General features: G+C 68.0%; 23 protein-coding genes. 9 read left to right on the forward strand and 14 right to left on the reverse strand.

The genetic code is table 11. The features are described from left to right. Positions 1-606: 606 nt before the first annotated feature. Complete coding sequence (locus OG975_RS00975) at positions 607-957, forward strand: VOC family protein (RefSeq protein WP_406326697.1); 351 nt, start codon at positions 607-609, stop codon at positions 955-957. Positions 958-1,679: 722 nt separating this feature from the next. Here OG975_RS00975 and OG975_RS00980 read toward each other — a convergent pair. The 4 genes from OG975_RS00980 to OG975_RS00995 form a co-directional block, all read right to left on the reverse strand. Beyond that, entirely contained in the window at positions 1,680-2,255 is a 576-nt protein-coding gene (locus OG975_RS00980; protein WP_406326699.1) for a transcriptional regulator, read from the reverse strand. Between the two features lie 681 nt (positions 2,256-2,936). After that, entirely contained in the window at positions 2,937-4,514 is a 1,578-nt protein-coding gene (locus tag OG975_RS00985; protein WP_406326700.1) for an ISL3 family transposase, read from the reverse strand. Between the two features lie 164 nt (positions 4,515-4,678). Further along, positions 4,679-5,725, reverse strand: a complete 1,047-nt coding sequence (locus tag OG975_RS00990; protein WP_406326701.1) for an SgcJ/EcaC family oxidoreductase — start codon at positions 5,723-5,725, stop codon at positions 4,679-4,681. 169 nt (positions 5,726-5,894) lie between these two features. Further along, positions 5,895-6,695 (reverse strand): alpha/beta fold hydrolase, encoded by an 801-nt coding sequence (locus tag OG975_RS00995; RefSeq protein ID WP_406326702.1) that lies wholly within the window; start codon positions 6,693-6,695, stop codon positions 5,895-5,897. Between the two features lie 288 nt (positions 6,696-6,983). Here OG975_RS00995 and OG975_RS01000 point away from each other — a divergent pair, with 288 nt between their 5' ends. Beyond that, positions 6,984-7,931, forward strand: a complete 948-nt coding sequence (locus tag OG975_RS01000; protein ID WP_406326704.1) for a GlxA family transcriptional regulator — start codon at positions 6,984-6,986, stop codon at positions 7,929-7,931. A gap of 736 nt (positions 7,932-8,667) precedes the next feature. Here the strand turns inward: OG975_RS01000 and OG975_RS01005 are convergent. Next, positions 8,668-9,129 carry a winged helix-turn-helix transcriptional regulator gene (locus OG975_RS01005; RefSeq protein WP_406326706.1) on the reverse strand — a complete coding sequence of 154 codons (462 nt, stop codon included), beginning with the start codon at positions 9,127-9,129 and terminating at the stop codon, positions 8,668-8,670. 132 nt (positions 9,130-9,261) lie between these two features. Between OG975_RS01005 and OG975_RS01010 the strand changes: the two genes are divergently transcribed. The 3 genes from OG975_RS01010 to OG975_RS01020 all read left to right on the forward strand — a co-directional run bounded on the left by OG975_RS01010 (position 9,262) and on the right by OG975_RS01020 (position 11,399). Continuing rightward, on the forward strand, positions 9,262-9,879 hold the full coding sequence (locus tag OG975_RS01010) for a hypothetical protein (RefSeq protein WP_406326707.1): 618 nt from the start codon (positions 9,262-9,264) through the stop codon (positions 9,877-9,879). A gap of 74 nt (positions 9,880-9,953) precedes the next feature. Further along, positions 9,954-10,814, forward strand: coding sequence for an MBL fold metallo-hydrolase (locus OG975_RS01015; RefSeq protein WP_406336105.1), 861 nt, complete (start codon positions 9,954-9,956; stop codon positions 10,812-10,814). A 72-nt stretch (positions 10,815-10,886) separates the two neighbouring features. After that, on the forward strand, positions 10,887-11,399 hold the full coding sequence (locus tag OG975_RS01020) for a hypothetical protein (protein WP_406326708.1): 513 nt from the start codon (positions 10,887-10,889) through the stop codon (positions 11,397-11,399). Positions 11,400-11,647: 248 nt separating this feature from the next. Here the strand turns inward: OG975_RS01020 and OG975_RS01025 are convergent, their stop codons facing one another. Both OG975_RS01025 and OG975_RS01030 read right to left on the reverse strand, forming a co-directional pair. Then, positions 11,648-12,943 (reverse strand): MFS transporter, encoded by a 1,296-nt coding sequence (locus OG975_RS01025; protein WP_406326709.1) that lies wholly within the window; start codon positions 12,941-12,943, stop codon positions 11,648-11,650. Further along, complete coding sequence (locus OG975_RS01030) at positions 12,940-13,479, reverse strand: ArsR/SmtB family transcription factor (protein WP_406326711.1); 540 nt, start codon at positions 13,477-13,479, stop codon at positions 12,940-12,942. Before OG975_RS01030 ends, OG975_RS01025 begins: the two co-directional genes overlap by 4 nt. A 251-nt stretch (positions 13,480-13,730) precedes the next feature. On the opposite strand from OG975_RS01030, the gene OG975_RS01035 reads away from it, so the two are divergent. After that, entirely contained in the window at positions 13,731-14,615 is an 885-nt protein-coding gene (locus OG975_RS01035; protein WP_406326713.1) for a recombinase family protein, read from the forward strand. Here OG975_RS01035 and OG975_RS01040 read toward each other — a convergent pair. From OG975_RS01040 to OG975_RS01055, 4 genes are all read right to left on the reverse strand, one after another. After that, positions 14,497-16,068: a protease pro-enzyme activation domain-containing protein gene (locus tag OG975_RS01040; protein ID WP_406326714.1), complete on the reverse strand. Its 1,572-nt coding sequence runs from the start codon at positions 16,066-16,068 to the stop codon at positions 14,497-14,499. The genes OG975_RS01035 and OG975_RS01040 overlap by 119 nt on opposite strands. 145 nt (positions 16,069-16,213) lie before the next feature. Further along, positions 16,214-16,672 carry an NUDIX domain-containing protein gene (locus OG975_RS01045; protein WP_406326715.1) on the reverse strand — a complete coding sequence of 153 codons (459 nt, stop codon included), beginning with the start codon at positions 16,670-16,672 and terminating at the stop codon, positions 16,214-16,216. A 763-nt stretch (positions 16,673-17,435) separates the two neighbouring features. After that, positions 17,436-17,837 carry a hypothetical protein gene (locus tag OG975_RS01050; RefSeq protein WP_406326716.1) on the reverse strand — a complete coding sequence of 134 codons (402 nt, stop codon included), beginning with the start codon at positions 17,835-17,837 and terminating at the stop codon, positions 17,436-17,438. A gap of 1,017 nt (positions 17,838-18,854) precedes the next feature. Beyond that, positions 18,855-19,445, reverse strand: coding sequence for a hypothetical protein (locus OG975_RS01055; RefSeq protein WP_406326717.1), 591 nt, complete (start codon positions 19,443-19,445; stop codon positions 18,855-18,857). Between the two features lie 42 nt (positions 19,446-19,487). On the opposite strand from OG975_RS01055, the gene OG975_RS01060 reads away from it, so the two are divergent. Further along, the gene (locus OG975_RS01060) at positions 19,488-20,726 is read left to right on the forward strand and encodes a hypothetical protein (protein ID WP_406326718.1); all 1,239 of its coding nucleotides are present in this window, start codon (positions 19,488-19,490) and stop codon (positions 20,724-20,726) included. Between the two features lie 206 nt (positions 20,727-20,932). On the opposite strand, the gene OG975_RS01065 is transcribed toward OG975_RS01060, so the two are convergent. Then, positions 20,933-22,309: an IS1380 family transposase gene (locus tag OG975_RS01065; RefSeq protein ID WP_406326719.1), complete on the reverse strand. Its 1,377-nt coding sequence runs from the start codon at positions 22,307-22,309 to the stop codon at positions 20,933-20,935. A gap of 191 nt (positions 22,310-22,500) precedes the next feature. Then, positions 22,501-23,232 carry a transposase gene (locus OG975_RS01070; protein ID WP_406336106.1) on the reverse strand — a complete coding sequence of 244 codons (732 nt, stop codon included), beginning with the start codon at positions 23,230-23,232 and terminating at the stop codon, positions 22,501-22,503. Positions 23,233-23,327: 95 nt separating this feature from the next. Here OG975_RS01070 and OG975_RS01075 point away from each other — a divergent pair, with 95 nt between their 5' ends. After that, positions 23,328-23,609, forward strand: coding sequence for a DUF3027 domain-containing protein (locus OG975_RS01075; RefSeq protein WP_406326721.1), 282 nt, complete (start codon positions 23,328-23,330; stop codon positions 23,607-23,609). A 28-nt stretch (positions 23,610-23,637) separates the two neighbouring features. On the opposite strand, the gene OG975_RS01080 is transcribed toward OG975_RS01075, so the two are convergent. Beyond that, complete coding sequence (locus OG975_RS01080; protein WP_406326722.1) at positions 23,638-24,870, reverse strand: IS110 family transposase; 1,233 nt, start codon at positions 24,868-24,870, stop codon at positions 23,638-23,640. Positions 24,871-25,503: 633 nt separating this feature from the next. On the opposite strand from OG975_RS01080, the gene OG975_RS01085 reads away from it, so the two are divergent. Then, positions 25,504-25,992 (forward strand): GNAT family N-acetyltransferase, encoded by a 489-nt coding sequence (locus OG975_RS01085; RefSeq protein WP_406336107.1) that lies wholly within the window; start codon positions 25,504-25,506, stop codon positions 25,990-25,992. Positions 25,993-26,008: the final 16 nt, after the last annotated feature.

Genomic DNA, 26,008 nt, shown 5'->3' on the forward strand with positions numbered 1-26,008 from the left:
GGCACGCCAAGCTCATCAGCACGGCCCTCGAGCCGATCATGCTGCCGCCGTGACGGAGACACGGCAGCACCCGCGGCTTCGCCACACACAAAAGACACCGACCAGCACGCCCTGCTCGGCCAAGTCGCCAGTGCATGCCCGGAAAGGACAGCCCTCGCGACCCCGATCCCCACCTTCGCCGACCTGCCGGCCCCGGCCGACGGCAATGATGAAGCCCTGACCAGCTGGATCCCTGACGTCCGCGCGGCCGATCCGCCCTTCCTCCACTCCTTCACGAACGGCCCCGAACGGAACGGCGCTGCCCTCGATGCCGCCCTGACCCCGCCCCACCACAACGGCCGGACCGAAGGCGCCAACAACAAGACCAAACCGCATAAACGCCAGACCTACGGCCGCGCCCGACATGCACTCCCCCGCCAGCGCATCATGCTCAACCGACACCCGGACTCAGGCGATCAACGCCTACGAAAATCGTGGAAGACCCAAGAAAAAGACACCCCCGCTCAATCGTCGTGTCGTCGAACGCAGCCGAAGGTCTTCCTGGATCCGAGCGTGCCAGGATGCCGGGGACACGACCGCCAGCACGTCAACGGGCAGGAGCCAGCCATGATCAGCGGTGCACATGTCATCCTCTACAGCCAGGACGCCGAGGCCGACCGCGCCTTCATCCGCGACGTCCTCGACTTTCCCGGCGTCGACGCGGGCGGCGGCTGGCTCATCTTCAAGCTGCCCCCGGCCGAGATCGCCGTGCACCCGACCGACGGCCCGCCCCAGCACGAGTTCTACCTCATGTGCGACGACCTTGATTCCCAGCTCGGCGAGTTCCACGCGCGGGGCGTCGAGATCACCCGCCCGATCAGCGAACAGCGCTGGGGCAAACTGACTGCGATCCGGCTCCCCAGCGGCGCCGAACTCCCGCTGTACGAACCACTGCACCCCATCGCCCACAGCCTGTGACCCCACAGCACTCAGCCCAGCCCGACGAATCCCAAAGTGACCGCGGAGCCCTTTTCGACGGCGCCGCCACAACAGGCAGGCCATCCGCAGGGGAATCACGTTCGTAGCGGTTCGGAACAGTCCGGCCCATCGCACGACACTCGGACGTCATGTCACCGAGCCTAATCACCACAGGTCAAAACGCCCTGATCGACCGACTTCGACGACACCGGTCAGCCGCCCGGCACATGACGCCACGAGAATCCGACAGCTTCAAGGCGACAGGACAGGCCTGCTCTCAACAGCACGGCGCTCCCGCCGACACGCCGACACGCCGACACGCCGACACGCCGACACGCCGACACGCCGACACGCCGACACGCCGACGGGAGCACACCCGCAAAGGCTTCACTCAAACGAGGCAGGGCAGCGACCTGCGGATCTCAGCCCCACGTCGGATCCGACACCGACAATTCCGACACGAAATCCGAGACCATGATATGTAGGCGCTTTTGTCAAGTGGGCAGGAGCGTATGGGCTCGTCGGTGCGGGCGTGGACATCCAGACCGACCGAAGTACGCTCGGAAAACATCCGGTGCCTCCCGGTAATTGCGGGACTACCCGCCACCGTGCTCACCGGTGGGCAACCCGCGTCAACTTCCCTGCGGGGCATCGGTCTTCGGCGCGGCAACCGCCCCCAGCCCACAGCTCAGAACGACCGCTTCATACGGTCTACAAGGGGATCAGGCCGCGAACCCAACGTTGGTCACGTACTCGTACTCGCCCCACTGGGAGCCCAAGTCGACAACCACGTCGTTGACCCAGGCGTCGTCGAGTGCCTCGTCGTCGTCCTCGACCCAGGCCTGCACAATGCGGTCCCAATGACGGACGTTGAGCGTGCGGTACTCGATCACCCGCTGACGCGGCCTCGGAACCTGGGACTGGTTCAGCGGGTGGAACTCCACACGGGTGCCACGGCCCTCACGATGGAGACGGGCAAGCAAGTACCGGCCCACGTTACGGCGCCGCACAGTACGGTACGCGGCCTCGATCCTGTCGAGGTTCTTCGCCGACGGACTCCGCCTGCCGTCCAGCCACGCCTTCAACGTGCGGTCCGTGACGGTCAGACCCGCATCGCGGGCAGCAGCGCGGGCATGGTCGCTGCGGGTGAGGTAGTGCAACCGGGCCAGCAGACCACGCCGCACCGTGACCGCAGTGGCAACAAAGCCGGCCAGCGCGTCGAGCCGGCGGGCCACCGCCTCATGTCCCTTAAGGCCACGAGCCCCGTATTTCCCGAACTCGACATTCCTCTCCGGCACTCCGCCCCCTCAGCCCGCTCGTCATTGACGGTCACTCAAACTCACCTACCACACAACAAATCAAGACTACCGGAATTCGGGAACCGCAAGAACAGCATCCCCAACTCCGGGAGTGCCAGGAAGCAGCAGAACCTCAACGGCCACCGCAACCGATGCCACACATCCGGTGAAACCACACAACCGCCCGCTCTGCCCGCTCAGCCCGCGCAATCCGGCCCAGCAGCCCTTTTCGACGGTGCCGCACCGGAAGCAAGCCGCAACCCCCACAGCGGGAACGGTGACCATGAACCGCACTCCCCCGGTCCCGCGGGACACCGAGTCGCGCGAGCACCTCGAAGACACCCCGGCGCCGGCACACCGGTCTCCATCATCGGACCCAATGCCGCCACTGCGCCCTTTCCAACCTGCCGGCTGGGACTGAGGGTCGTTGTGCGGGCGGTCAGCCACGACGCCTGGTCACATGTCCGGCAGAAAAAGCCAGACTTCGCAAAAGGCCAGGCCGTGCTCGCGGGTCACCACCCCGCACGGGCAGCCCAGCAAGACCAGACACCAGTCGCAGGCCACGGTCCACGGACCGGCCTTACCTCCGCGCGCCGGACAGGCGTCCGCGTACAGGATCATCTGGCCCTGGCAAGATTTCCGTGAAGCTGGGGTGTGCCACCGTGCGCCGGTGACGCTCCGTCACAGGTGGCGACGTCGGAGCAGGGCCATGAGGATGACGCGGTGTCGGAGCAGCGGGACTCCCGCGCGGCCGGCCATGATCCGTTTCTGGAGTTTCAGGTCGGTGATGCGGCCTTCGTTGACGCCGGAGTTGAACGGGGTGGTGATGCCCTGCACGACTGCGGGCTGGTCCTCGCGGATGGCGTTGGCCAGGCTGGCCAGGGCTGGGAGGCGGGCGGTCGTGAGTTGCTCGAGCCAGTCCGCCAGGGGGGCGGCGTCGCGGGCGTCGAGCATGGCGGCGAATTGACGCACCAGGTCGTGGGTTCGGTCCAGTTCCGGGCAGTGCTCGAGCAGCCGCCTGAGTGCCTCCGCGGCGTGCAGGCTGCGCCGGGATGGCGCGGTGGTGATCCAGCGAGCGACCTGACGGGGCGAGGGTGGTCGCTCTCGCGGCGTGTCGATCGGCAGGCCGCGGCGCAGCGGCGCGATGGCCGTCTTGACCCGCTGGTAGTGACCGCGGTAGCCCTTGGCGACGATCTCCTGGTGCAACACCGTCGCGGTGTGCTCGCCTTCCTCCCAGCGTTGCCGAAGGTACTCCAGGTATGGATCGAGGCTGGTGGGTCGTCGGGGCCGGGTGCGGCGCACGCATTCCTGCCAGGTGGCGGCTCGCGCGTATTTGCGCACGGTGCGCCAGTTCAGGCCCAGCTGGTGGGCTGCGGCGTTGAGCGAGCGGCCTGTGTCGGTCACCGCGTGCACCGCCTCGAAGAGGTTCTTCGCGTGGCGGCGGGCGGGGGTATCGGCCTGGTCGGACGGTGCCGCTGGGCTCGGTGGCAGGGCCAGTTCGGGCTCGGGCACCGCGGAGGGCAGGCAGCCGCGGTGGGCGGCGGCGACGTCCCCGACCCGCTTCGACAGGCCCTGCCACAGATGGAAGCGGTCGCTGACCTGCACTGCATCCGGGGCGCCGTCGGTGATGCCCTGCCGGTAGACCAGCGAGCCGTCCCGGCAGACCACCTCAACACCGGGATGCGTGCGCAGCCAGGCCGCCAACTGCTCGGCGTCGCGACCGGCCCACAGCTCGATCGGCAGCCGGGTGTCGGCATCCACCAGAAGGGTGCCGTAGACGTCCGCGTACAGCGCGAAGTCGTCCACGCCCAGCACCCGCGGCGCTGCTGCCGACGGAAGCGGTAAGCGCATCAAGTGGAACAGCACGCTCGTCCGCGACAGCGGCACCTTCAGGATCTGCAAGAGCCGGGCGCCGCCGCGGTCGGCGAGCAGCACCCCGGCCATCTCCACCAAGTGCTGCAGCAACGGGCTACGGCGCTGGTAGCGCACCGTCAGCCCCTCTACCTGCTCGGCGAACGTCCGCCGACCGCAGTCCCGGCTGTCACAGAACAACCGGCGCACCGACAGTCCGATCAGCACCGGGCGGCCCCCGACAGCGACATCGGCCAACGTGCGGCAATAGCGACTGTGCACCCGAGCAGAAACGCGACCGCACTCCGGACACGCCACCGTCAACTCACGGGTACGGGCGGCCATATGCACAGTGCCGGCCTCCGCCCACACCCGTTCCACCCGCACCGTATCCAGGTGCGGAGACACAATCCGTACGAGGTCATCACACTTGCTGACAATGCCGTCACCTGTGATGGAGCGTCACCGGCGCACGGTGGCACACCCCAGCTTCACGGAAATCTTGCCAGGGCCCCGTATCTGCTCAGGACGGTACAACCGTGAGTACTCAGCTCCCTTGGCCGAGATAGGGGTCAACTGAAGAACGGGTCGTCCACGACGTGAACCCAGCCGCCGTCCGGCTGGCGTCGGAGGATCTCGGTGGTGGTGGAGATCACCGGCTCCGGTCCGGCTCCGGTGAGGGTGGCGTTGTTCGACACCAGGGCGACGTCGTCGACCTGTCGGATCTCGCGCGGTTCGAGCTTGAGGCGGGCACCGCTGTCGACCATCTGCTGCATGGCCTTGCGGATGGCGTCCGTGCCCACCAGGTGGGTTCCGGGAGTGGGGACGAAGTGGGCGTTCGGCTCGTAGAGCGACACCAGACCCTCGATGTCACCGGCCTCCAGGTACTCCATGAACAAGGTCCCCACCTGCTGGGGTGTCTCGGCACGGCGCCGGGCGGTGACGCCGACCGGCTTGTCGCCCCAGCCGGCCGCGGCGATCAGGTCGTACCAGCTGGGTTGGGCGCCGTAGGGCAGGTGGCGGCGCAGCAGGTCGCCCGGGAAGGTGATCGGGGGCGCCTTGTGGGGCTTGCTCATGGCCTGGGTGATGATGGCGTCGCTGAGCCCGTAGGCCAGGTCCTGGCGCGGCAGCAGGGCGTGCACTTCGTCGGCGAGGCCGGACGGAAGGCTCTCGCGCTGGGCTCCGAGGATGTCGGTGGCGATGCCTGCCTGGGCCAGCGCCACCTCCGTGCCCTTGCGCGAGGCGATGCCGTCCGATGTGTGCAGGGCGATGGCGTCCCAGGCGACGGCGATACGCCGTTCCTCGACACCGTGCTCGCGCAGGAATCCCGCCGCGATGTCGGCGCCGTCGACTTCGAAACGCTGGTCGCCGTTGCCCTCCTCGCTCAGTCCGATGTCGTGCAGGACACAGCTGACGAACAGCAGCTCGTCGTCGTAGTCGGTACCGGCGCCCAGACCCTGGTTCTGGGCATGGGCGCGGGCGAAGACGTAGCTGCGGACGCTGTGATGGTGAACGAAGGCAGGCGTGGCCTGTGCCGCATAGGCGTATGTGTCCCGGGCGAGGCTCGTGTCGGGGAGGTCGAGCTGCTCGTAGACGGACAGGTGTGCGTCGGTGGTCATGATGGGTCTCTTTCCTTTGGGCCCCGGTCCGGAGCAGATCGGTACGGTGGCCGGGCGGCGCGCTCGCGCGTGCCAGGTATGCGTGCCGGGTATGGGGGGGTGCGGCTGCACGGCACCTGGAGCGACAGTCGGTCGCCCCACGGGGGGACGTGCGGCTGGAGTGCTGTGCTTACAGCTGGGCGACGAACGCGCCGATGTGTGCGGCCACCTGGTCGGGCACCTCAAGGGGCGAGAGGTGGCCGGTGTCCTTCAGGACGGTCAGCGTGGCGGTCGGGATCAGCGGCAACAGGTGGTCGGCGAGCACGGTCGGCGGGTCGACCTTGTCGTGGCTGCCCGCGAGAACCAGCACTGGCACCTCGATGGCTGAGACGCCGGCCGACACGTCCTGGACCAGGCCCTGGCGCGGCCACTGGAGACGGGCCTCGTCGCCGCCGCGCAGACTGTCCTCGACCACCTGCCGGCGCAGCTCGGGAGTCAGCCCGCCGCGGGTCAGCATCAGGTCGATGCTCTGAAGGACCGCCTCCTCGTTGTCGTAGGCGTGGGAAACCGTCTCCTGCACCTGCTCGCTCACCCCGATCGGCGCGGGCGGCGCGGGCGCCACGAGGACGACTCTCCGCAGGCCGGCGGGCTTGCGTGCGGCCAGCATCTGGGCCACCTTGCCGCCCATGGAATGCCCGACCAGCACATAGCGGGAGTATTCGAGCGCGTCGACGACCCGCTGCGCGTCGTCCGCGAGCTGCTCCAGGTCGTAAGGTCCGGGCACGCTCGTGGAGTCGCCCCATCCACGCTGGTCGTAGGCCACGAAGCCCTGCCCGGGATCCAGCTGCCGCAGCACCGGGATCCAGGTGCGCCGTGAGCCTCCCCAGTAGTGCAGGAAGACCAGCGCCGGGCCGTCACCCTCGCGGACGTGGGCGTACACCTGGCCGCCCTGCACGTCGAAGAAGCGGCCCACCACATTCTGCGAAGTCATTGCCGGCTCCTCGTCCACGGCCGGGGCTCTGGGACCGCTCCACCGGTGTGTGGAGTCGGCGGCCCCGTGCTCGCTCTTCGATCCTGCTCCGGAACCTCCCCTCCAGGCCACGGCTCATCTGCCAGTGTTCGCATCTTTTGGGCCAGAACAGCGCGGACGGGCCCTTGCTTTCCAGTCACATGAGCAGCGTCTTGAACTGGCGTTTTACCCCAGGGACACGCCTAGGCCAGGGCATGGCGGCTCCTTGTCCCTCCCTGCGGTATTGGTGTCGTACGTAATATTGCAGCCATGAACACGCACCGGGTCATGGTCCTGGCGGTCGACGGCGTGCTGCCCATGGATCTGGGGATCCCCACGCAGATCTTCAACGCCCGCCCGAACACCCCCTACGAGCTCACCGTGTGCGGCGACACCGAGGAGACCGTGACCACGAGCGCCGGCTTCACCCTCGGGCTGACCGCGGGTCTCGAGGCGCTCGCCGACGCGGACACCATCATCGTCCCGGGCTTCGAGGACTTCCGGCGCCCGCCGCACCCACGGGTGAGGGCCGCTCTCAAGCTCGCCGGCCGCGCCGGGATACGCATCGCTTCCATCTGCACCGGCGCCTTCGCCGTCGCCTCGGCCGGACTGCTCGACGGCCGCACCGTCACCACCCATTGGGCCAGCGCGGATGACCTCGAAGAGCTCTACCCCCGGCTGCGCGTCGACCGCAACGTCCTCTACATCGACAACGACACCATCCTGACCTCCGCGGGCGTCACGGCCGGCATCGACCTGTGTCTGCACCTGGTCCGCAAAGACCTCGGCGCAGCCGTCGCGAACGACATCGCCAGGGACATCGTCGCCGCACCGCACCGCGACGGCGGACAGGCCCAATACATCAACAGGACCCTCCCCACCCCCCAGGCCACCACGCTCGCCGACACCCGTGAATGGGCCCTGCTCCACCTCGAAGAAGACCTCACCATCCCCCACCTCGCCGACCACGCCGGCGTCTCCCCGCGCACCCTGACCCGCCTGTGGCGCCAGGAAACCGGCGTCAGCCCCCACCAATGGCTCCTGACCGCCCGCATCAACCGCGCGCGAGAACTCCTGGAGACCACCGACCTCCAGGTGGAACAGATCGCCATCCGGTGCGGCCTCGGCAGCGGCGCCAACATGCGCGCCCGATTCCGTGACGCCCTCGGCATCACACCCACGTCCTATCGCCGCACCTTCCAGCACCAAGCCGCCTGACGGCGAAGGCCACACCGCGCGGTCACAGAGTCCGTCGACCCAGGCGCGCGTCCGCCCCGGCAGTGTCCAGGGCAGAAGGATCGCCTCACGGTAGGGCGTCGAGGCCGTCCGGCCGATCCACGACTCCATCGAACAACGGGTTGGCGAACGCGTTCCACAGACGGGAAGCCGAGTTGTCGGGTCGGAGTCCGACGCCCCCGGGAACTCCGGACTGAACCGACCACACTTGGATCAGGCGAAGCGGTCGCAGAGTTCGTCGAGGTACGTGCGCGCATCCACCTCGGGCGCCGGCGCCGTGAACGCGCGGTGGGCTGCGGGGTCGGCGCTGTTTTTGACGGGCCCGGCGATGTGCCTGGTGAGCGCGGGCGACAGTGGAGTCCACCGCGACGATCCAGCCGAGGTCGCCGTCGGTGTGGGCCTGGGTCGGCAGAGCGGGCCGGTCCGGTACTTGAACGTGATCGCGTTGACCCCGGCACCGCCCGTCCCGCCCTGGCGCCCGGTCGGGTGACACGGGCGCGATCCGTGCCCACTGGGCGTCAGCCAACGGCGCACCGAGATCAAGGATCCGACGATCCGCAACAAGCGTCCCAGGGTCCGGCTCCGAGGCTTCCTTGGACTGCGCGACGGCCTCACGGGCAGCGAGTCCCGCCCTTCGTACGTGCGGGTCCGGCTCTGGCGCCCGGCGGCGGCTGGCGCGAGGTTCCGGGGCCGGAGGGCGTGCGAGACGCGGGGCGGTTCAGGGTCGTATCTGCGGCGGGTGTGTGCCTCCCACCACGGTCAGGTCCTCGAAGCGGATCTCCTCGCCGCAGGCGGCGCAGTCCGCTCGGGTGTGCAGGACGGCACCGCAGCGGTGCTGGAACTCTGCTGTGGCGATGCCGTCCCGGCAGTACGTGTCGCCCCACTCCTTGAGGGCGGCGAGCACGGGGAGCAGGGCCCGGCCCGCTTCCGTGAGGACGTATTCGTCGCGCGGCGGATGTTCGCTGTAGCGCCGCCGTTCCACGACGCCGGCCGTCTCCAGCCGGCGCAGCCGTGTGGACAGCAGCGTCCGGGAGAGCCCGACGGCGTCGGCGATCTCGGAGAAGCGCCGGTTGCCGTACAGCAGCTCGCGCACGATCGGCAGCGAATGGCGTTCCCCGACGACGGCTACCGCGTCGGTCACAGAACAGACACGGGGTGTCGGTGCAGATTCAGTACTCACTGTGCTAGGTTAGCGGCAGCAGTAAGTACATTTTTTGTACTCACTTCTCCGGTGCAGCCGCTGCCCTCAACCGGGTCCGGTGCGGCCGTACGACAGTCAAGCCCCGCTTTCGAACGACAAAAGGCGAACGCCATGAGCAACGAAGCCATCAAGCAGGTCGTCCTCGCGGCTATCGACGACGCCACTGGGCGCAAGAACCAGGTGCACCGCGTGCTGGCACAGGGGGACTTCGTCGTGACTCACGCCACGACCACCCTCCCCGAAGGCGGCCAGGCCGCAGCCTTCGATCTCTGGCAGATCGCGGATGGGCAGATCACCGGCCACTGGGGTGACCAGGAGCCGATCGTGGAACAGACGGCCAACGGTCACACCCAGGTCGACGGCGTCGCCGTCATCGACACGGCGGCCGGCACGGACGCCACGCGCAAGGTGGCGGAAGAGACGGTGCGCACGATTCTGGTCGACAACGACTTCTCCGACCTGGAGCACTACCTGGCGGGCGAGTCCTACATCCAGCACAATCCCCGCTTCGCCGACGGGATCAGCGGACTGGCGGCCGCACTGGGTGAGTTGGCGAAATCCGGCCAGTCCCTCAAGTACTCCGACGTACTGGACGTCGTCGCCGAGGGGAACTTCGCCTACGTCCGTTCGGTGGGCGTCTTCGCGGGCGCCGACTTCGTGTTCCACGACCTGTTCCGGGTGGCGGACGGGCGAGCCGTCGAGCACTGGGACGTCATGGTCCCGAGGTGAGAGGGGCGGCCGAGCTGTCCGGCCCCATCAAGATGCCGCCAGGCAACCACCACACGGAGAAGGGCGTGGCAGAGATGGTCTCCCAGACCGATCTGGCGTACGAAGTCTTCATTTCCGATCCGATCCCCACCAGCGTCACGGATCCCATTCCCAACGGAGAGCGGTTCTCCTGGTCGCCGATGTCGACCACGCTCATCTATGGGGAGAAGAACGCAGTGCTGGTCGATCCCCCGCTGACGATCGAGCAGGCCCGGAGGGTGGGTGACTGGGTCGAACAGTCGGGCAAGCACCTTGAACACATTTACATCACGCACGGCCACGGTGATCATTGGTTCGGCTCCGGCCCTCTGGTCGAGCGCTTCCCCGGCGCCGTGGTGCTCGCCGGCGAGGACAGCATCCGTCTCATGCGGCAGCAGAGCTCGGCGGAATTCAGAAAGCAACAGTGGGACAACCTGTTCCCCGGTCAGATCCCGCCGACTCCCGTGCTCGCACGGCCCGTACCACCGCAAGGGTTTCTTCTGGAGGGCAACGTTCTGCGCTCCGTCGAAGTCGGGCACAGTGATACCGACGGCACCACCGTGCTTCACGTTCCCTCGATCGGGCTCGTCGTCGCCGGCGATGTCGTTTACAACGGCGTGCACGCGTACCTCTCCGAATCTGCGGATGGCGGGCGTGCAAAGTGGCTTCAGGCGCTCGACGCGGTCGAGCGCCTCGCGCCGCGCCACGTCGTCTGCGGACACAAGAACAAGGCGCTTCCGGACAGTCCGGCCACCATCGAGGAAACTCGGCAGTACATCCGTGACGCGGACCGGCTCCTGAAGGAGACAACGAGCCGGATCGATTTCTTCGATGCCCTGTGCTCCCTTCATCCCGAACGCCTCAACCGGGCGGTCGTGTGGCTCACAGCCACCGCGCTCATGGATGCGCAGAGCTGAGCCTGCGACCAGCTTCGCCTGCGTGACGCCTAGGATCTGTCCGACGGGTCGTCGTGGCGCGGAATGAATCGCGTGGTGTTCGGGGAACGATGCGGCGATGATGCGCGGGTGTTCTACGAAGATCTCACCAAGTACGACTACCAGGTCGAGGACTCGTTCACGGACCGGGAATCGGGCTTCTACGGTCTCAGCTACCGCCCTGCGTATATACGCGTGAACGTCGGGTGGCTGGAGGCAGGAAGGCCATACCCGACAGGCCCGGTCCCTGCGGCGTTCACTGAGAAACTGAAGGCGCTCCAGGCCGTGCAGTGGATGAATGTCTGTCTGGGGCTGCACGAGTGCGACCTGTGCCCGCCAGACGATGCCCCAGAGGGGAACGGAGAGGTCCGCGTTCCGGGTCCCCCCGAGATTGCGTACGCGGCTCCGTTCCTGGTCACCCACTACATCACCGCACATGGCTATCGACCGCCGCAGGTCTTCATCGACGCCGTTCTCGCCGTGGACCTTGACGCGTGGGCCGCTGCCCGCTGGCCCGAGGTCCCTTTCCCGTGGGTTCCCGACGACGCCGAACGCATGGAGGAGTAGACGCGGGCTGCCCCTTACCCGCGGAGCCAAAACCTGATTGCGGCGACCGTGACTGTGCCGTGGAAGACGAAAGCCCTCTTGTCGAACTGCGGTTCCGCTGAAGGCCAAGCACCTCAACGTACTGGGGCGCTACTCCTTCACCTCCACCCAGCCGGACGGCTCCCTGCGCCCGCTGCGCGACCCGGGCGGCTTCGACGACGAGGAGGACGTCGACTTCTGACCTAGCCGACGTCTACTCCGCGAAAACGTCACAACGATTCGGGTGCACCCTCCCGAACGGGGTCCTCGGATTCCGGGTGACCTGGATTGCCGGTCGGGGCAGCGCCACGCAGTGCTGCCTCGACCCGGCGGTTGCTGGTCATGGTCGCCGTGACGGCGGTCATGGTGAGGAGGAGGCCGGAGGCGGCGTAGAGCGGGGTGCGCACGTCATAGGCGGTGGCCAGCCAGCCGCCGAGGAAGGCGCCGAACGGGGCGGCGCACATGGCGAGCATGCGGGAGGTGGAGGCGACCCGGCCCATCAGGTGGGCCGGGACGATCGCCTGCCGCAGGGAGGGTCCGAGCACCATCGTGGCGCCCATGCCGGCCCCGCAGACGGCGAGCGCGAGACCGGCCGCATACGGATTCTGGGCGGTGGCAAGCCCCAGGATGGCCAGTCCCTCGACTGCGGCCGTGCAGGTCAGCGCGGTGCCGGTGCCGAGTCGTCGGCCGAGGAAGGAAGCGATGCCCGCGCCGAGCAGGCCGCCGGTGGCCTCCGCCGTGAGGAGCAGGCCGAAGCCGAAGGTGTCGATGCCGAGACGGTCGTGCGCGAAGAGGGCGAGGACGGTCTCCACGGCGAGGAAGGCGACGTTCCCGACTGCCGGGCGGAGTGCGAGCCCGAGCAGCAACCGGTCCCGGAAGACGTAGGCGGCCCCGGCCCGCGCCTGCCGAAGCAGCGACTCGCGGGCCTCCGGTACCGGCCGGGGCGCGGCGGGCAGCGACCGTACGAGCAGCGCGGAGAGCGCGAACGACACCGCGTCGGCGAGCAGCGGTACCGCCCGCCCGAGCGCGAGCAGCGCACTGCCCGCGGGCGGCCCCGCGAAGCCGGACGCAGCGGTCTGGGCGCCGCGCAAGCGGGAGTTGGCACGCTCCAGGAGTACGGGGTCGCGGCCGAGCAGATCCGGCAGATAGGCCGTGGCGGCCGTGTCGAAGAAGAGTCCGCCGAGGCCGAGCAGGAAGGCGACGGCCGCGAGCAGCGCAATGCTCAGCACATCGAGCGCGGCGGCCGCCGCCGGTATCGCGAGCAGCACCGCACGCGCCGCGTCCGCGACCCACATCGTGCGCCGGCGGTCCCAACGGTCCACCAGCGCACCGCCGAGCACCCCGAAGAGCAGCCACGGCAGCGTCCCGGCGGCCGTGACGACGGCGAGCGCCATCGGATCCCGCGTCAACGTCAACGCGAGCAGCGGCAGCGCGGCATGCGTCACCCCGTCACCGAGCGAGGAAACTGTCTGCGCGGTCCACAGCCGTCCGAACCCGGCTGGCAACTTCCTTACATCTGAAGTCACTTGGAGTCCCCCTCGGCCTGCTCGCGCGGCGCGGGCCGGAACAGCGCGAAGACGAGCGACACGTCCGGCAGCGACGGATCGGACAGCTCCCGGTACTCGTCCGCCAGCGCCTCCAACCGCGCCCCCAGCTCCGCGAACTGCTCCCCGGTGAGCCGCAGATGCGCCATCCGTACGTACCGCTCACCGCCCACCGGCGCCGCCTCCAGGTCCGCCACCGCATGCCGCATCAGCACATCCGGCCCTCCCTCACCCGGATCCGGCAGCACGATCGCCCGCGCGGCCATCGCGTAGTACCGCTCGGTGACACCCCGCACCTTCCGCGTCCGCACCACCTTCACCAGGCCGGCCCGCTCCAGTAGCCGCACGTGATAGCTGGAACTCCCCTTCGCCAGGCCCACCCGCGCGGCGATCTGTGTAATCGTCGCCGGTTCGAAGCGGAGCACGGCCATGATCCGGTGACGCGTGAGGTTGGAGACGGCGCGCAGCTGCTCGTCAGTGGTGACGTGAAACGTCTCGGGAAGATCATCGGTAGGCATGCCCTCAATGGTCAACGATTCTTGACCATTAGGCAAGGAGGTCGGACCCTGGAGTTGGGGCTCAGGGGGCGCCCACCCGAGCGACACTGATCCCGACAGCGACTGACTCGCACAAACGGCCCTTTGCCCGAGCAAGATCAAAAAGAGTCGCGCGTAGACCCTGAAGAACCAGATCGGTTCGCAGAACTCGTTCTCACTCAAAGGTGGGTTCGGGGCACTTCTGAGAATCGTGTGTGCCAGCACCCACGGTCATGACGGTCCCTCAAGAGGCTTCTGCGAGCGACGCCGACGACGTCGAGCGCCACCCCTGCCCGCGCTGCACGGCCGACCCGGGCTCGCCATGCCGCTCGCGCTCCGGCGCGGTCGCCGACACCTACCACACCGGCCGCTTCACCAAGGTGCCCCGGCTCGCCAAGCTCCTGCACCTGCCCGCCCCCGCCGACCGCGGCCCTGGCCAGCCGTGGCGGCCCGGCACCCCCGTTCCACTCGCCCTCGCGCCGGACACCCCGACCTCCGGCATCCGCATCGGCTACGCCCGGTGCGCGACGCTGACGCAGGAACTCCAGTCGCAGCTCGATGCGCTCGCCAAGCACGGCATACCGCGCGACAAGGCGTTCTCCGAGAAGATCAGCACCCGCGTGCGCGTCCGGCCGCAGTTCGAGGCCGCGCTCGCGCCGGCCCGCCAGATCAAGGCCCACGCCCCGCACTGCCGGGTCATCTTCACCGTGTACGAGATGAAGCGGCTCGGCCGTGACGCGGCCGAACTCACCGCGCTCGCCGACCACCTCACCGCCACGGCCTGGCCCTGGAGATGCTCGCCGGACCCCCGCCCGGGATGTACGACCCCAGCGGGCCGGGAAGGCGGCTGTTCGCGTTCTTCGCGGCGATGGCGGAGACCGAGCAGGAGTACATCCGGGAGTCGACCCTCGAAGGACTCGACGCGGCGGCCCGCAAGGGCAAGCCGAAGGCCCGCCCGGCACCCCTCAAAGGCGCCCGGCGGGCCCGACTCCGGGAGCCTCAGCCAGGCACCGCCTCCCGCAGGGAAGCGAGCAGTTCCGTGCCGTCGGGGACACCCAGGCCCGTACAGGCATCCCAGCCGGGGGCGGCACGGAAGTCACCGTTCGTACCCACAGTGATGTCACGGAATCCGCGCGGGGTGTGTCCGGGCGTGGCGCTGGCGTACAGCAGGGGCTGGAGCATGCCGAGCGGATGGCCGAGCGCCTCGACGAGTCGACAGGTCAGGGCAGCCCAGAGCGGAGCGACGGCGCTGGTGCCGCCGATGACCAGACGCTGACCGTCCACCAGTACTTCGTAACCGGTGGCCGGGTCAGCGACGCCCGAAACATCCGGTACGCCGCGGCCCGGAGCACCTCCGTTGTGCGGCACGCCAACGGTGGTCTGCCAGGCCGGAAGGCGGAACGCTTCGCTGACCCCGCCGCCGGTGGCGCCACCTCCGTCGCCGCCCCACACTTTTTCGCTGCTCACGGCACCAGTGTCAGGGTCGGCGTCCAGACGGGTACCTCCGCAGGCCAGCGCATGCGGGCTGGACGCCGGGAAGTCGGTGTGCGGCAGACCATCGCCGACCCCGTCGTCACTGCCGTCGTCACCGGACGCGACACACACCGTCACACCGAGCACCGCGGCGTCGGCGAGCGCCTCGTCGAACACCGCGCGGGCCTGGTCGGTCCAGAAGATCTCCGGCGCGCCCCAGCTGATGCTCAACGCGGCCGGCGTCGGGGTGGCGTGCACCGCAGCGCTCACCGCGTCGACAAAGCCTTGGTCGTCGTTGTGCGCGAAGTACACCTGCTGGTGGGCGCCGGGTGCCAACGCGCCCGCGACCTGAATGTCCAGCAGCACCTCCCCGTCGGCGCCGTCCGGGTCCGCGCCCGGCACATTGCGGCCGGTTCCGACACTCACCATGGTCACCCGGGGCGTCGGCACGCCGAGGGACGAGAAGTACGTCTCCAGTTCGGCCGGGTCGGCGCCACCGCCCAGTTCGATGATCGCCAGCGTCTGGCCGCTGCCGTCGGTGCCGGGAGGGAACCGGTACACCTTGGAGAGCTGATTCGGTTTGTAGGAGATCTGGCGCCCCCTGGCCCGTGCGCGCCGCAGACGGGGACGGGCTTGCGGCCGGTCGTCCAGTCCGAGCACCGCAACGACCACGCCGTCCAGCTCTTCAGGCACATGCAACGGGCCCTCGCGGTGGCGGTGCTCGATGGGCGCACCGCCGGTCGGATCCGGGCTGGAGACCCGGGACAGCTGGGTCCCGAACGCCGCGGCCATCTCGCCCGCAGTGCCCGCAACCTTGGCGCGCCGGGAGGCCAGATCGACATCGGTGACCCGAAGACCTTGGCGGCCCAGCACATCGCGCACCAGGTTTGCATCGGCCGGGTCGGCACCGTACTGCTCGGCCAGCTCGGCCTGCGAAATCGTTTCGGTCCCCACGATCAGATCGCGCGGAACCTCCGCTCGACGGCGCAGCATGACCGTGGCCTCGATCGGCGTCGAGCCATCGACAGGCCCTACGTAGAGCGCGCTGGGCGCGGCCGAGCGCTCACTCCCGGGAATGGCAGAAAACTGTTCGTCCATAGCACAAAGTATCGACCCGACTACCATCAGTCCGCACATCGAACGGCATCGACCCTGCATTCAGTACGCCTGTGACACCGGACTTGGGACTGGTGGGCTCGCATGTCGATGTGTCGCGTATCCGGCGGATGAGTCCAGTTACTGATTACTGGCTGTCGCCGGTCACGGTGGTCCAGCGCGGATCGATGCGGCCCAGCCATGCGTCTTGATCGTCGGCCAGTGGTTGCTTCAGGGGAAGGGGGAGGAACCGGCAGGCGAAGGTGAGGCCGGCGTCGTCTCCGTCGCCGTGGACGTGGTGGTCCCACGCATCGGAGGTGTCTGCTGGTGCCTGGAGGAAGAAGAAGCTGGTTCGTCGTGGCTGACCTGTGTCGGGATGGGGCTTGTCCTCCACGGCGATCTGCCGGACCACCGTGGCTGTCAGCAGACCGGTCTCCTCGGCGACCTCGCGAAGGACCGCTTCTTCCAGTCCTTCGCCTGATGTGACTCCTCCCGCAGGGACTTGAGTGCCGGCCTCCGGCATACCGATGTGGTCGAAGACCAGAACTTCGGGGACGGCGCGATCCCGGATTACGTATGCGGCGACACGGATTCTGGGTCGGGCCATCCCGGCATTGTCAGTCATCGGTGCCTTTCATGGTCACCATGGGCGTACCGGCTCCAGGTTCCGCCTGCTTCGGTGACCAGCCGGGTGGCGGTCTTGTCGTGGTAGCCGAGGGCTTCGAGATGACGGGGGCTGGAGCCTGGAGGACAATTGGCGGATCGCGGAAGCCCTGCCGCGCTGTGGAGGGACGCCGATCTCGCGTAGGGGGCCTGGAGGCTGGCCGGGTTCATCGGGTTCATCGGGTTCATCGGCTGCCCGGGCTGGCGTCCGGGGATGGAGTGAGACCTGCAGATGTCCGCCGAGGAGACCGCTACCGTGGTTCCGAGGCCAGCGTCCCTGGCGGGACCGCTTCCATACGGTCCCGGGCCAACCCCAGGACGGGTGTCGCTTATTCGCATCCGATGCAATTGACGTCGGCAGGATCAACCGAACCGTGGTTGGCGCTGAGATTGATCACGGTTCACCGATTTTCCCGAGGGCTTTGACACGGTTCGCGTACTCGCGGCGCGCCTTGCGCTGTGACGGGATCACCGAAGGGCCGTCGAGCGGCTGGAAGTGGCCGAGGAGTTGGCGGTGAATCGAGGGCGCCGCGGGGACGCGGAGTGTGTAGCCCTGACCCGCGCCGTGCGGTCACCCCGTTGTCGGGCGCGGCCCGCGCGGCGGGCTCCGGCTCGGTGGCGCGGAGGAAGTCTACGAGCTTGCCCGGCTTGTCGAGGGTGACCAGCAGCTCCGGGGCCTGGGCATCCTCGCGGCCGGTGGTGGGATGCTAGGGCATGAGGTCGACGGCGGCTGTACGGATGGCGCCGCGGCTGACGTCGTGCTCGCGGGCGAGGCTGGCGATGGACTGGCCGTCCAGGTACGCGGCGTGCACGGCGTCGGCCGGGACGGCCGGGCGGCGCCCGCCCTTGTTGCCCTTCGCCTCGGCAGCCCGTAGTCCGTCGTACGTCAACTCCCGCTGGAGGTCGCGCTGGAGGTCGCCGGTGGCCGCGAGAGTCTGCACCATTAACTTCACGGTGGACAGCAGTTCTCCGGTGCGCGGGTGGCGGGCGGTGAGGTCCATCGCGGAGAACGCGCCGTCGTGGATGCGCAGGGCGACCTGGTCGTGGTGAAGGACGCCGAGCACGTGGAGCTGTGACGCCGCAGCGACAGGGAACCGCAGTCCGGACATGGCACCGCCGCCGCCTCCGACGTCCTGGCCACGATACGTAACACCCCGTCCTCGGGGCTCACTTGCTCCACCAGCACCCCGGCCAGGTGCGGTATCACCATCTTCAGCAGCTCCTCACACTCGGCGCGTATCACGCCGCGGGTCACGGAGCGTCATCGGCGCACGGGAGCATGATCGGCTTCACGGAAATCTTGAAAGAGCCAGAATTCGGGCGTCGCCGAGACCATGCGGTGTTCAGCAAGCAACGGTCATGGGGGCGACTGTTGCCCCCCCCCTGCGCGGGACTGACCGTGGCGAGCGCACCCTGCACAGCCCGTCCCTGTGCCCGGGCTTGCGCGAGCGTGGGCGCGGCGCTGGCACTTCTAGTAGTCGGCAGTGCCGGCGACGAGAAGCGCAAGGTGAGAGATGGCCTCGGCGAGGGCCCAAACGAGTTCGGACCGCTTCCCAGGTGCATACCTGACTTGCCATCATGGGGCGACCCGAGTGGGGGTGGGAATGCAGCGGGCTGATGGATGGGGTTTGATCGCGGCATCAGCGGCGTTGGGCGGAGCGTCTGCAGGGGTGTCGACGCTTTGGCTGTCGGGCGCCTGGGCTTCGGGGATTGGGGCGATCGGGGCGGTGTTGGCGGGAGTGTGGTCGGCCCTTGGCGTCGCTCAGCGGGAGAGGAATCAACAAGAAGCGGCTTCTGTGCCACGGCTGTTGCGGCTGGATGCCCGGAACCGTCTGCCCCGGGTGCGCAGTTGTACCGACCCGTTGTCCATGGGCGTCCATCCGGCTGAACAGGAAGCGGGGAACATCTCGTGTCCGAGGGTACCTGCCTTCGTCCCACGGGACACGGACGGCGCTTTGGCTCGCGCGCTGGCTGATGGGCGATTCGTCGTGCTGGTTGGGGAGTCCACGGCGGGCAAGAGCCGAGCGGCCTTCGAAGCCGCGCACGCAGCCCTGCCCAACTCGTTCCTTGTAGAGCCGGTCGGCCGCCACGCTGTCGCTGCTGCCATCGACGCTGTGACAACGGCCTCAGGACCGTGCCTTCTGTGGCTGGACGATTTGGAACGTTTTCTTGGCACAGGCGGCCTTACCCGCCACGACCTGACGCGCCTGCTCGATGCATCCCGGCATGACCATCTTGTCCTGGCTACGATGCGTGCTGAGGAGTACGCGCGCTTCACCCGTCCTGACCACATCGGCCCTGACCACCTCGGCGCGGAGACCCGCCGTGTCGGAGAAGAAGTGCTTCGCCTGGCCACCCGGATCGAGCTTCCCCGTGCCTGGTCGTCGGCGGAACTCGCGCGCGCTGGGAACCACAACAGCGATCCGCGGATCGAAGCCGCCCTCGCGCATGCCGACCGCTTCGGCGTAGCCGAGTACCTCGCGGCTGGTCCGCGCCTTCTCGATGACTGGCAGCACGCCTGGGCGCCCGGCACCCACCCCCACGCTGCGGCCCTTGTCGCCGGAGCAGTTCTGGCCCGCCGTACAGGTATCCACCGCCCGCTGCCCTTGACGGTCCTTGACCGTCTCGCCCGCCCGTACCTGGCTGAGCGCGGCGGCCACTTGCTGCGCCCCGAGCCCCTGGCCGAGGCCCTTGCCTGGGCAGCCACGCCACTGCATGCCACCAGCAGTCTGCTCCTTCCAGTGGGTGACACTGGCTGCGTGGCGTTCGATTACCTCATCGACGCTCTGCCCAAGCGTGTGCCCCCGCCGGAAGCTGTCGATGCCCTCGTTGCCTTCGCCACCCAGGACGAGGCGATCGACCTGGCTGACGCGACGTGGGGCTGGTATCTGTTTGACCAGGCCGAAGCCGGCTTCCGCCGCGCACTGGACCACCCCGAGCCTGATCGGCGCGACTACGCCCTGAGCATGCTGTCCTACGTGCTCGCGGACCGGCATGGGTACGCGTCGGCTCTGCGTTTCGCTTCCGAGGAAGCGCATGAGCGTTCCTTGCGACTTGGTCCGGAACATCCAGACACCCTGAAGGCCACGATGCTGGTCGCCTGGCACACCCATCACAGCGGTGACACGCGTGCTGCCACCGTGCTGTCAGAGCGGATACTGACGATAGCCAGACGGGTCTGTGGGGATCCCTCCCTTCCCGTACTGAAAATCCGCCGGGATCTCGCCTGTTTCCGGGAGGGCCTGGACCCAGCCTCTGCGGCGGAGGACTTCCGGCGACTCGCGGCCGACTACGCGGAATTCGCGGGGCCGGCCTACCGCTGGACACTCAACTGCCGGGCTGGGCACGCTGAGGCTCTTGAAAAATCAGGGAACAGCGAGATGGCCCGCGAAGTGCTGCGTCGCCTTCTCAACGACCCCGACATCCTGGCGGAGAGTCAACTGCGTCAAGGCATCCAGGCGAGGCAAGCAGACAGACTTGCCCGAGCCGGTGATTTCACGACGGCCATTGCTCTTTGGCGGGACTTGCTCTCGGAGGCCGAGCAGGCTCACGGCCTGTCCCGTGGACAGTGCCTCTACCTCCGCTCGGAATTGGCCAGCTGCACCGGCCGCGGAGGCGACCCGGCAGAGGCGGTGCGCCTTCTGCAGGAGGTTGTCGATGAGCGTACCCGTATCAACACCGAGTGGGACTCCGACGCCATCAGATTCCGCCGCCGCCTGGCTACCTGGACCGGAATGGCCGGCCGTCCCGCCGATGCCCTCTGTCAACTCCGAGAGCTTGTCGGGATCAGCAGCCGCGTAAGGGGTGTGGCAGATCCCATCACATTGAACTGCCGTAGCCGCGCAGCGCATTGGACCGCGGTCACGGGTGACATCCCTGACGCCATTGAGCAGTTCGAATCGGTTCTAACCGACTGCGAACTCACCATGGGACCGGCACACGAACTTACCGCTGAGTGCCGCGAACGCCTGGATCACTGGCGAACTGTGGTGCATTGAGAGGGCATTTGATATAGGTGGAATGCTTGATGTGCCCTAATTAACCTCGATCTTTCGTGACGGTCCGTCGACGTAGTCGGTGGACCGTTGCGCTTTCTGTGGCTGACGGTGGGCAGGGCGCGGGCCCGGGTGTCGTCTCGGGTGGACGCCGGGTTCCACTGCTCCGGTATGGATTGGGTTTCTCGCAGGAGCGGGAAGGTTGCTGGTCAGCCGGGGTTCGGCAGGAGCGCAAGACGTTCAAGGGCGGTGGTGACCTCACCGGTCCATGGCCAGTGGCGGGCGAGGCGGAGGATGCGGCGCCGGCCGGTGGTAACGAGTTGCCCGGCTGCGGAGAACAGGCGGAACCGTAGACGGCGGGGCTCCCAGAGGCGGGCCTGGCCGGTCAGGGCGAGCATGGGCATCCAGGCCAGCAGGTCGAGAGCGATCTGGACGATCTCGAGCCAGACCTTGTTCTGCGCGGTGTCGTGCAGGGGCAGGTTGCGCAGGCCGGTCGCGCGGGCGGCCCGGATCCGGTCTTCGGCCCGGGCCCGCAGGCGGTGACGGCGCTCAAGCTGGGCGATCGGAAGGTCGGCGGTGCTGGTGGCAAAGCATGTGACCCGCATGCCATCCGCGTCGGTGATCCTCAACTGGGCACCGGGATGCGGCCGTTCCTTGCGAACGATCAGCCGCATGCCCTTCGGCCAGCCCTCAAGGATGTCACCGGCGAGTTCGGCGACCCACGCCCCGTCGCGGACCTCGCCGCCGGTCTCGACGGCCGGGGTCCAGGCCGATGCCGGGATCTTCAGGACGTGCTGGTGGATGGCCCCCGTGATCACCATGCCAACGGAGTAGGACAGCCAGCGCCCGCGCCGGGCGAGCCAGGCCACGAACTCGTGGGTGCCGCCCGCGGAGTCACAGCGGATGAGGGTTTGCCGCCCGCGCCGGTACTTCTTGGGCAGTTGGGCGAGGGCGAGGCGGGCGGCCTCGATGTGGTCGGCGGCAGTGTTCGAGCCCGCGTTCCCGGGTCGGAGCAGAGCGGCGACGGGTTCGCCGGTCCCGCCCGGCCCGTGGTCGACGAACCCCATCAGCGGGTGGTGACCGTAGGTCTTCTTCCAAGTCGCAGCGGCATCCTGTTTGTCGGAGTGGGAGATGACCAGGACTCCGTCCAGGTCCACGATCACCTGCCCACCGGTGTCCGGTGCCCGATTGCCGGCCAACGTCCAGGCGCGTTGGCGCACTTCAGATCGCGCGGTGCGGATGGTGGCCAGTGCTTCCTCGCCCGCGGTGGCGAGGCTGTCGATCAGACGGGAGACCGTCGGGTCGGAGGCGACCGGCCCGAACACGGCTGGCTCGGCCCGCAGCATCGCGATGTCGGCGAGGCAGTCCCCACCGAGCGCGACCGCCAAAGCGAGGTCCACGAGGATCTTGCCCGGGTCGTGGATGGCCCGCGGTTTCCGCCAGGGAGCGAGTGCTGCGGATATGGCCTGGTCGAGGCCGGCTTTACGGGCCGTTTCGACCAGCAGGACCGAACCGGCCTGCGAGACCACGGCCCGGCCGCCATCCCGGACAAAGATATGCGGATAGGACCCGATAGGCTTCTTCACCTGGAAAGTGCCTCCGGCAGGGGCGGGAACAAGGACCTTAGCAATCCTCATTCTCGCTGGTCAGAGGCACTTTCTGCTTGCCTGATCACCTGCCGGACAGCACGCTTCATGAAAGCGCGAGGTTAAGGCTTGTCTCGTAAGTGATCTTCGAATGGGTGTAGGGCGGGTCGATCGTTGTCCTGCTCGCTCGTCTATCCGGCGAGAGCGAGGTTGTGGAGGCGGGCGATGCCGCTCATGGCGTCCTGGACACCGTCGCCCTTGAGGCGGCAGTCGCGCAGGATCTTCCAGGTCTTCATGCGGGCGAAGGCGTGCTCAACCCGAGCGCGGACCTGTTTGTGGGAGTTGTTGTGCGCCTGCTTCCAGTCGGCGAGTTCTTCGCCTTTACGGCGCCGATGGGGCATCACGAGGCCGGTACCCGGGTAGCCGCCGTCGGCGATCGTCATGGTGTTGCCGACGACGGCCTTGGCCCCGGATTCCACCCATACCTTGCAGTCATTGCGGTTGCCGGGCACCGGTCGGCCGACCACGACGACCAGGCGGCTGTCGGCGTCGATGACGACCTGGTGGTTGGTGGAGTACCGGTAGTTTTTCGACTGCTCGGCGACCGTGTGGTCACGGGTGGGAACCAGGGTGCCGTCCACGATCAGCACGGTCTCCTTGCGGAACCGCTTGCGCTGCCGCAGAGCCAGTAACGGCCCGAGCTGACCGACGATTCGGTCCGCAGCCGACTTGGACACCCCGAACAGCGGAGCGAGTTGCCGCAGCGTCAGGTTCGTTCGCCAGTACGCGGTGACCAGCAGGACCCGGTCCTGCAGCGGCAGGCTCCACGGCCGGCCCTTGCGGACGGGGTCCGCACCTTCGCGCCGCAACGCGGTGACCAGCTTGCCGAACTGACGCGGGCTCAGCCCGGTGAACGGGGCTATCCAGACACCTCAGGCGCATAAGAAGTCAAGCTCGGTGCTCTCTATCCGTGTGTAGCCTCTCGATCTGTTCGAAGGGGAGCGAGGGAGATCGGCTGATGTCTGGCGGGCCTTGGACGGGGGACGACCCTGGACACAACGACGGGATTCACGAGCGCTGGCTGCGTGAGCTGAACAGGCAGACCGGAGCGCCCGACTACCGGGACGAATGGTATGACGAGCAGTGCGGCGGGTGCCGGTTCTGGGTCGCGCTGAGCGGCGAGTTGGGGCGGGACTGGGGAGCCTGCACCCATGCTGGGTCGACGTTTGACGGGCAGGTGCGATTCGAGCATGACGGCTGCGCGTCCGTCATGGTCCGCACCGATGCCTCGTTTGGCTGACGACAGCGGCTGGACGGCCGTCTCGCGGCTAAGCGGCCACCACCAGGTCAGACGCAGTGGGGAAGGCAATGGCCTCTTCAAAACGGTGGCCGTGCTGGAGGCAGTGGTAAAGCTGACCGATCAATCGGTTGAAGAGGTTGCGTTGGGCGGCGGCGTGCCAGTCGCCTTGGTCGCGGCGGCGCCGGTAGTGGGCCTTGGCGCCGGCTGAGGCGGTGATCGAGGAGAACGCCCAGAGGTAGCCGGCGTGGTTGAGGCGGTCGTTCTTGACCCAGCGGCGGGTGATGCTCGACTTCTTGCCGGAGGCTCTGGTGATGGGCGAGGAGCCGGCGTATGCCTTCAGGCCGCGGGCGTCGGCGAACCGCTGCCGGTCGTCTCCGATCTCGGCGAGCACCCGGGCGCCGAGCTGGAGGCCGAGGCCGGGAAAGCTGAGGATGATCTCGGCGTCCGGGTGCTGGGGGAAAGCCTCCTCCACCGCCTCGGCAAGCTGGTCAGCGGCGGTGCAGGCTGCCTCCAACTGGATGAGGAGAGCGAGCATCTGTTTGCCGAGGGCGTCCTCGACGAGCGTCGGCTGGTGGGCCCACTCAGCGCGGAAGACCTCACGAAGGCGTTCGGCGTCCGCTTCGATGCGGCGCTGGCGGCCGGCCCGCTTGAGGGCGGCCTGGAGCTGGGTGCGGGTGAGTCGGGCTGCGTGGGTCGGGGTCGGGGCGGCCCGGAGAAGTTCTCGGACTTCGGGCCGACACAGACCGTTCTTCCAGCCGTCGGCGGCCGCGAGTGCGGAAGGGTAGTACTCCCGCAGCAGGGAGCGGAGCTGGTTGGAGATCTGTTGACGGTTCCAGGTGGCGTCCTGTTGGGCGCGGGCCAGGACGGCGACAGCCCGGGCCAGGTCGCTGTCCTGTGGCAGCGGCCGGTGGGCGTGCATGTCGGTGCGGAGGATGTTCGCGAGGACCAGGGCGTCGCCGGGGTCGGACTTCTTCCGTGAGACGGAGTGGCGGTCGCGGTAGCGGGCGGCGGCCATCGGGTTGATCGCGAAGACCTTGCGTTTGCCGGTTCGCAGCACGGCGACGAGCAGACCGCGGGAGGTCTCGATCGCGACCGGGATCGGATTCTCGGCGCTGTCGCCGAACTCGGCGAGCAGGTCCAGCAGGATCTTGTAGCCGGTGGCGTCGTCGGTGATGTGGCGCTTGGCGACGAGCTGGCCGGTGTCGTCGACGAGGGCGACGTCGTGTGTCTTCTCCGCCCAGTCGATGCCGCAGTAGATCAAGGTCCCTCCCGGTACTGCTGTGCGTTCGTACTGGTCACGAGCTCATGCGGAACCACGCAGCGACCTAATCCCAGGACTCGACGCGAGGGCCGGTCCGCCACCTCAGTAGCTGTTCGTGGCACCAGCTCACCCCACGGGCCCCGGTCTGCGTTGGAGCTCAAGCGGCTCGGACATGTCGAGAGGTCACCGTGCGGCGGGCTCGCACCACCAACACCAACGAGTGATCAGGTAGGTGGTGTTGACGATGGTGGCGATCGCGAGGGAGCCGGACTCCGCCGCTCTGGATAGAGGAATCAAGTGCCCGGACGGCTCAAGGCGTCAGTCCGGCGCCCACGTGACCGCCACCGCGACCATCGGTCAGTGCTCGAACAGCCCGTTGGGGGGACTCCCTCGCGGCTGTCGCTATCACCGGATTAGGACGGCTCGGACGCCGTGATCACACCAGCCACAGCGAGATCATCTCAACTGCCGGCCATTCGAGGTGGCCTCTCCGTCTGGCTTCGTGCGCTTTCAATAGCAGCGTTCGTCTGCTTGCTTGAGCAGCGGTGGCCCGTGAGCCAGGAGTGGGGCAGAGGAAACGGCTTTGCGCCCTGTGCGATCGGCGTGGATGCTGGCTCGCCGGAGGTACTGAAGATGATCAACGTTGTGTTGAAGCTGTCAGCCCGTGACTTGGCGCATGCGGACCTGGCGTCGTGCGGATGGGCAGGGTCTGACCACCACCTGGCGAGCGTCACCAAGCAGTTGGAACGTGCCCGGATCGGCGAGGTCGACTACCTTGCAGTCTGCCCTGCAACGGACATCCCTGTGGCGAAGGGCGGCGTCGACTACCAGGTCAAGGAGGGTGTCGGCACTTTGTGGCAACTGGCAGTCCACCCCGCATTGCAGTCGTGTGGGATCGGCACGTTCCTTGTTGCAGCCGCAGAACTGCGGATCAGAAACCGCGGTCTCCGGCAGGCCGAGCTCGGTGTGGAGGAGCGCAACCCCCGGGCACGTGCGCTATACGAAAGGCTGGGTTATGTCGCGTACGACCGTCAGCCGGACTCGTGGGACGAGCAAGCCCCTGATGGATCGTTGCGCCGCTACGAAACGATGTGCACGTTGATGCGGAAAGAACTCACATAGGCTCAGTCACCTTCGC

The sequence above is a fragment of the Streptomyces sp. NBC_00203 genome, assembly GCF_045206325.1.
In the GTDB taxonomy this organism is placed as follows: domain Bacteria; phylum Actinomycetota; class Actinomycetes; order Streptomycetales; family Streptomycetaceae; genus Streptomyces; species Streptomyces lutosisoli.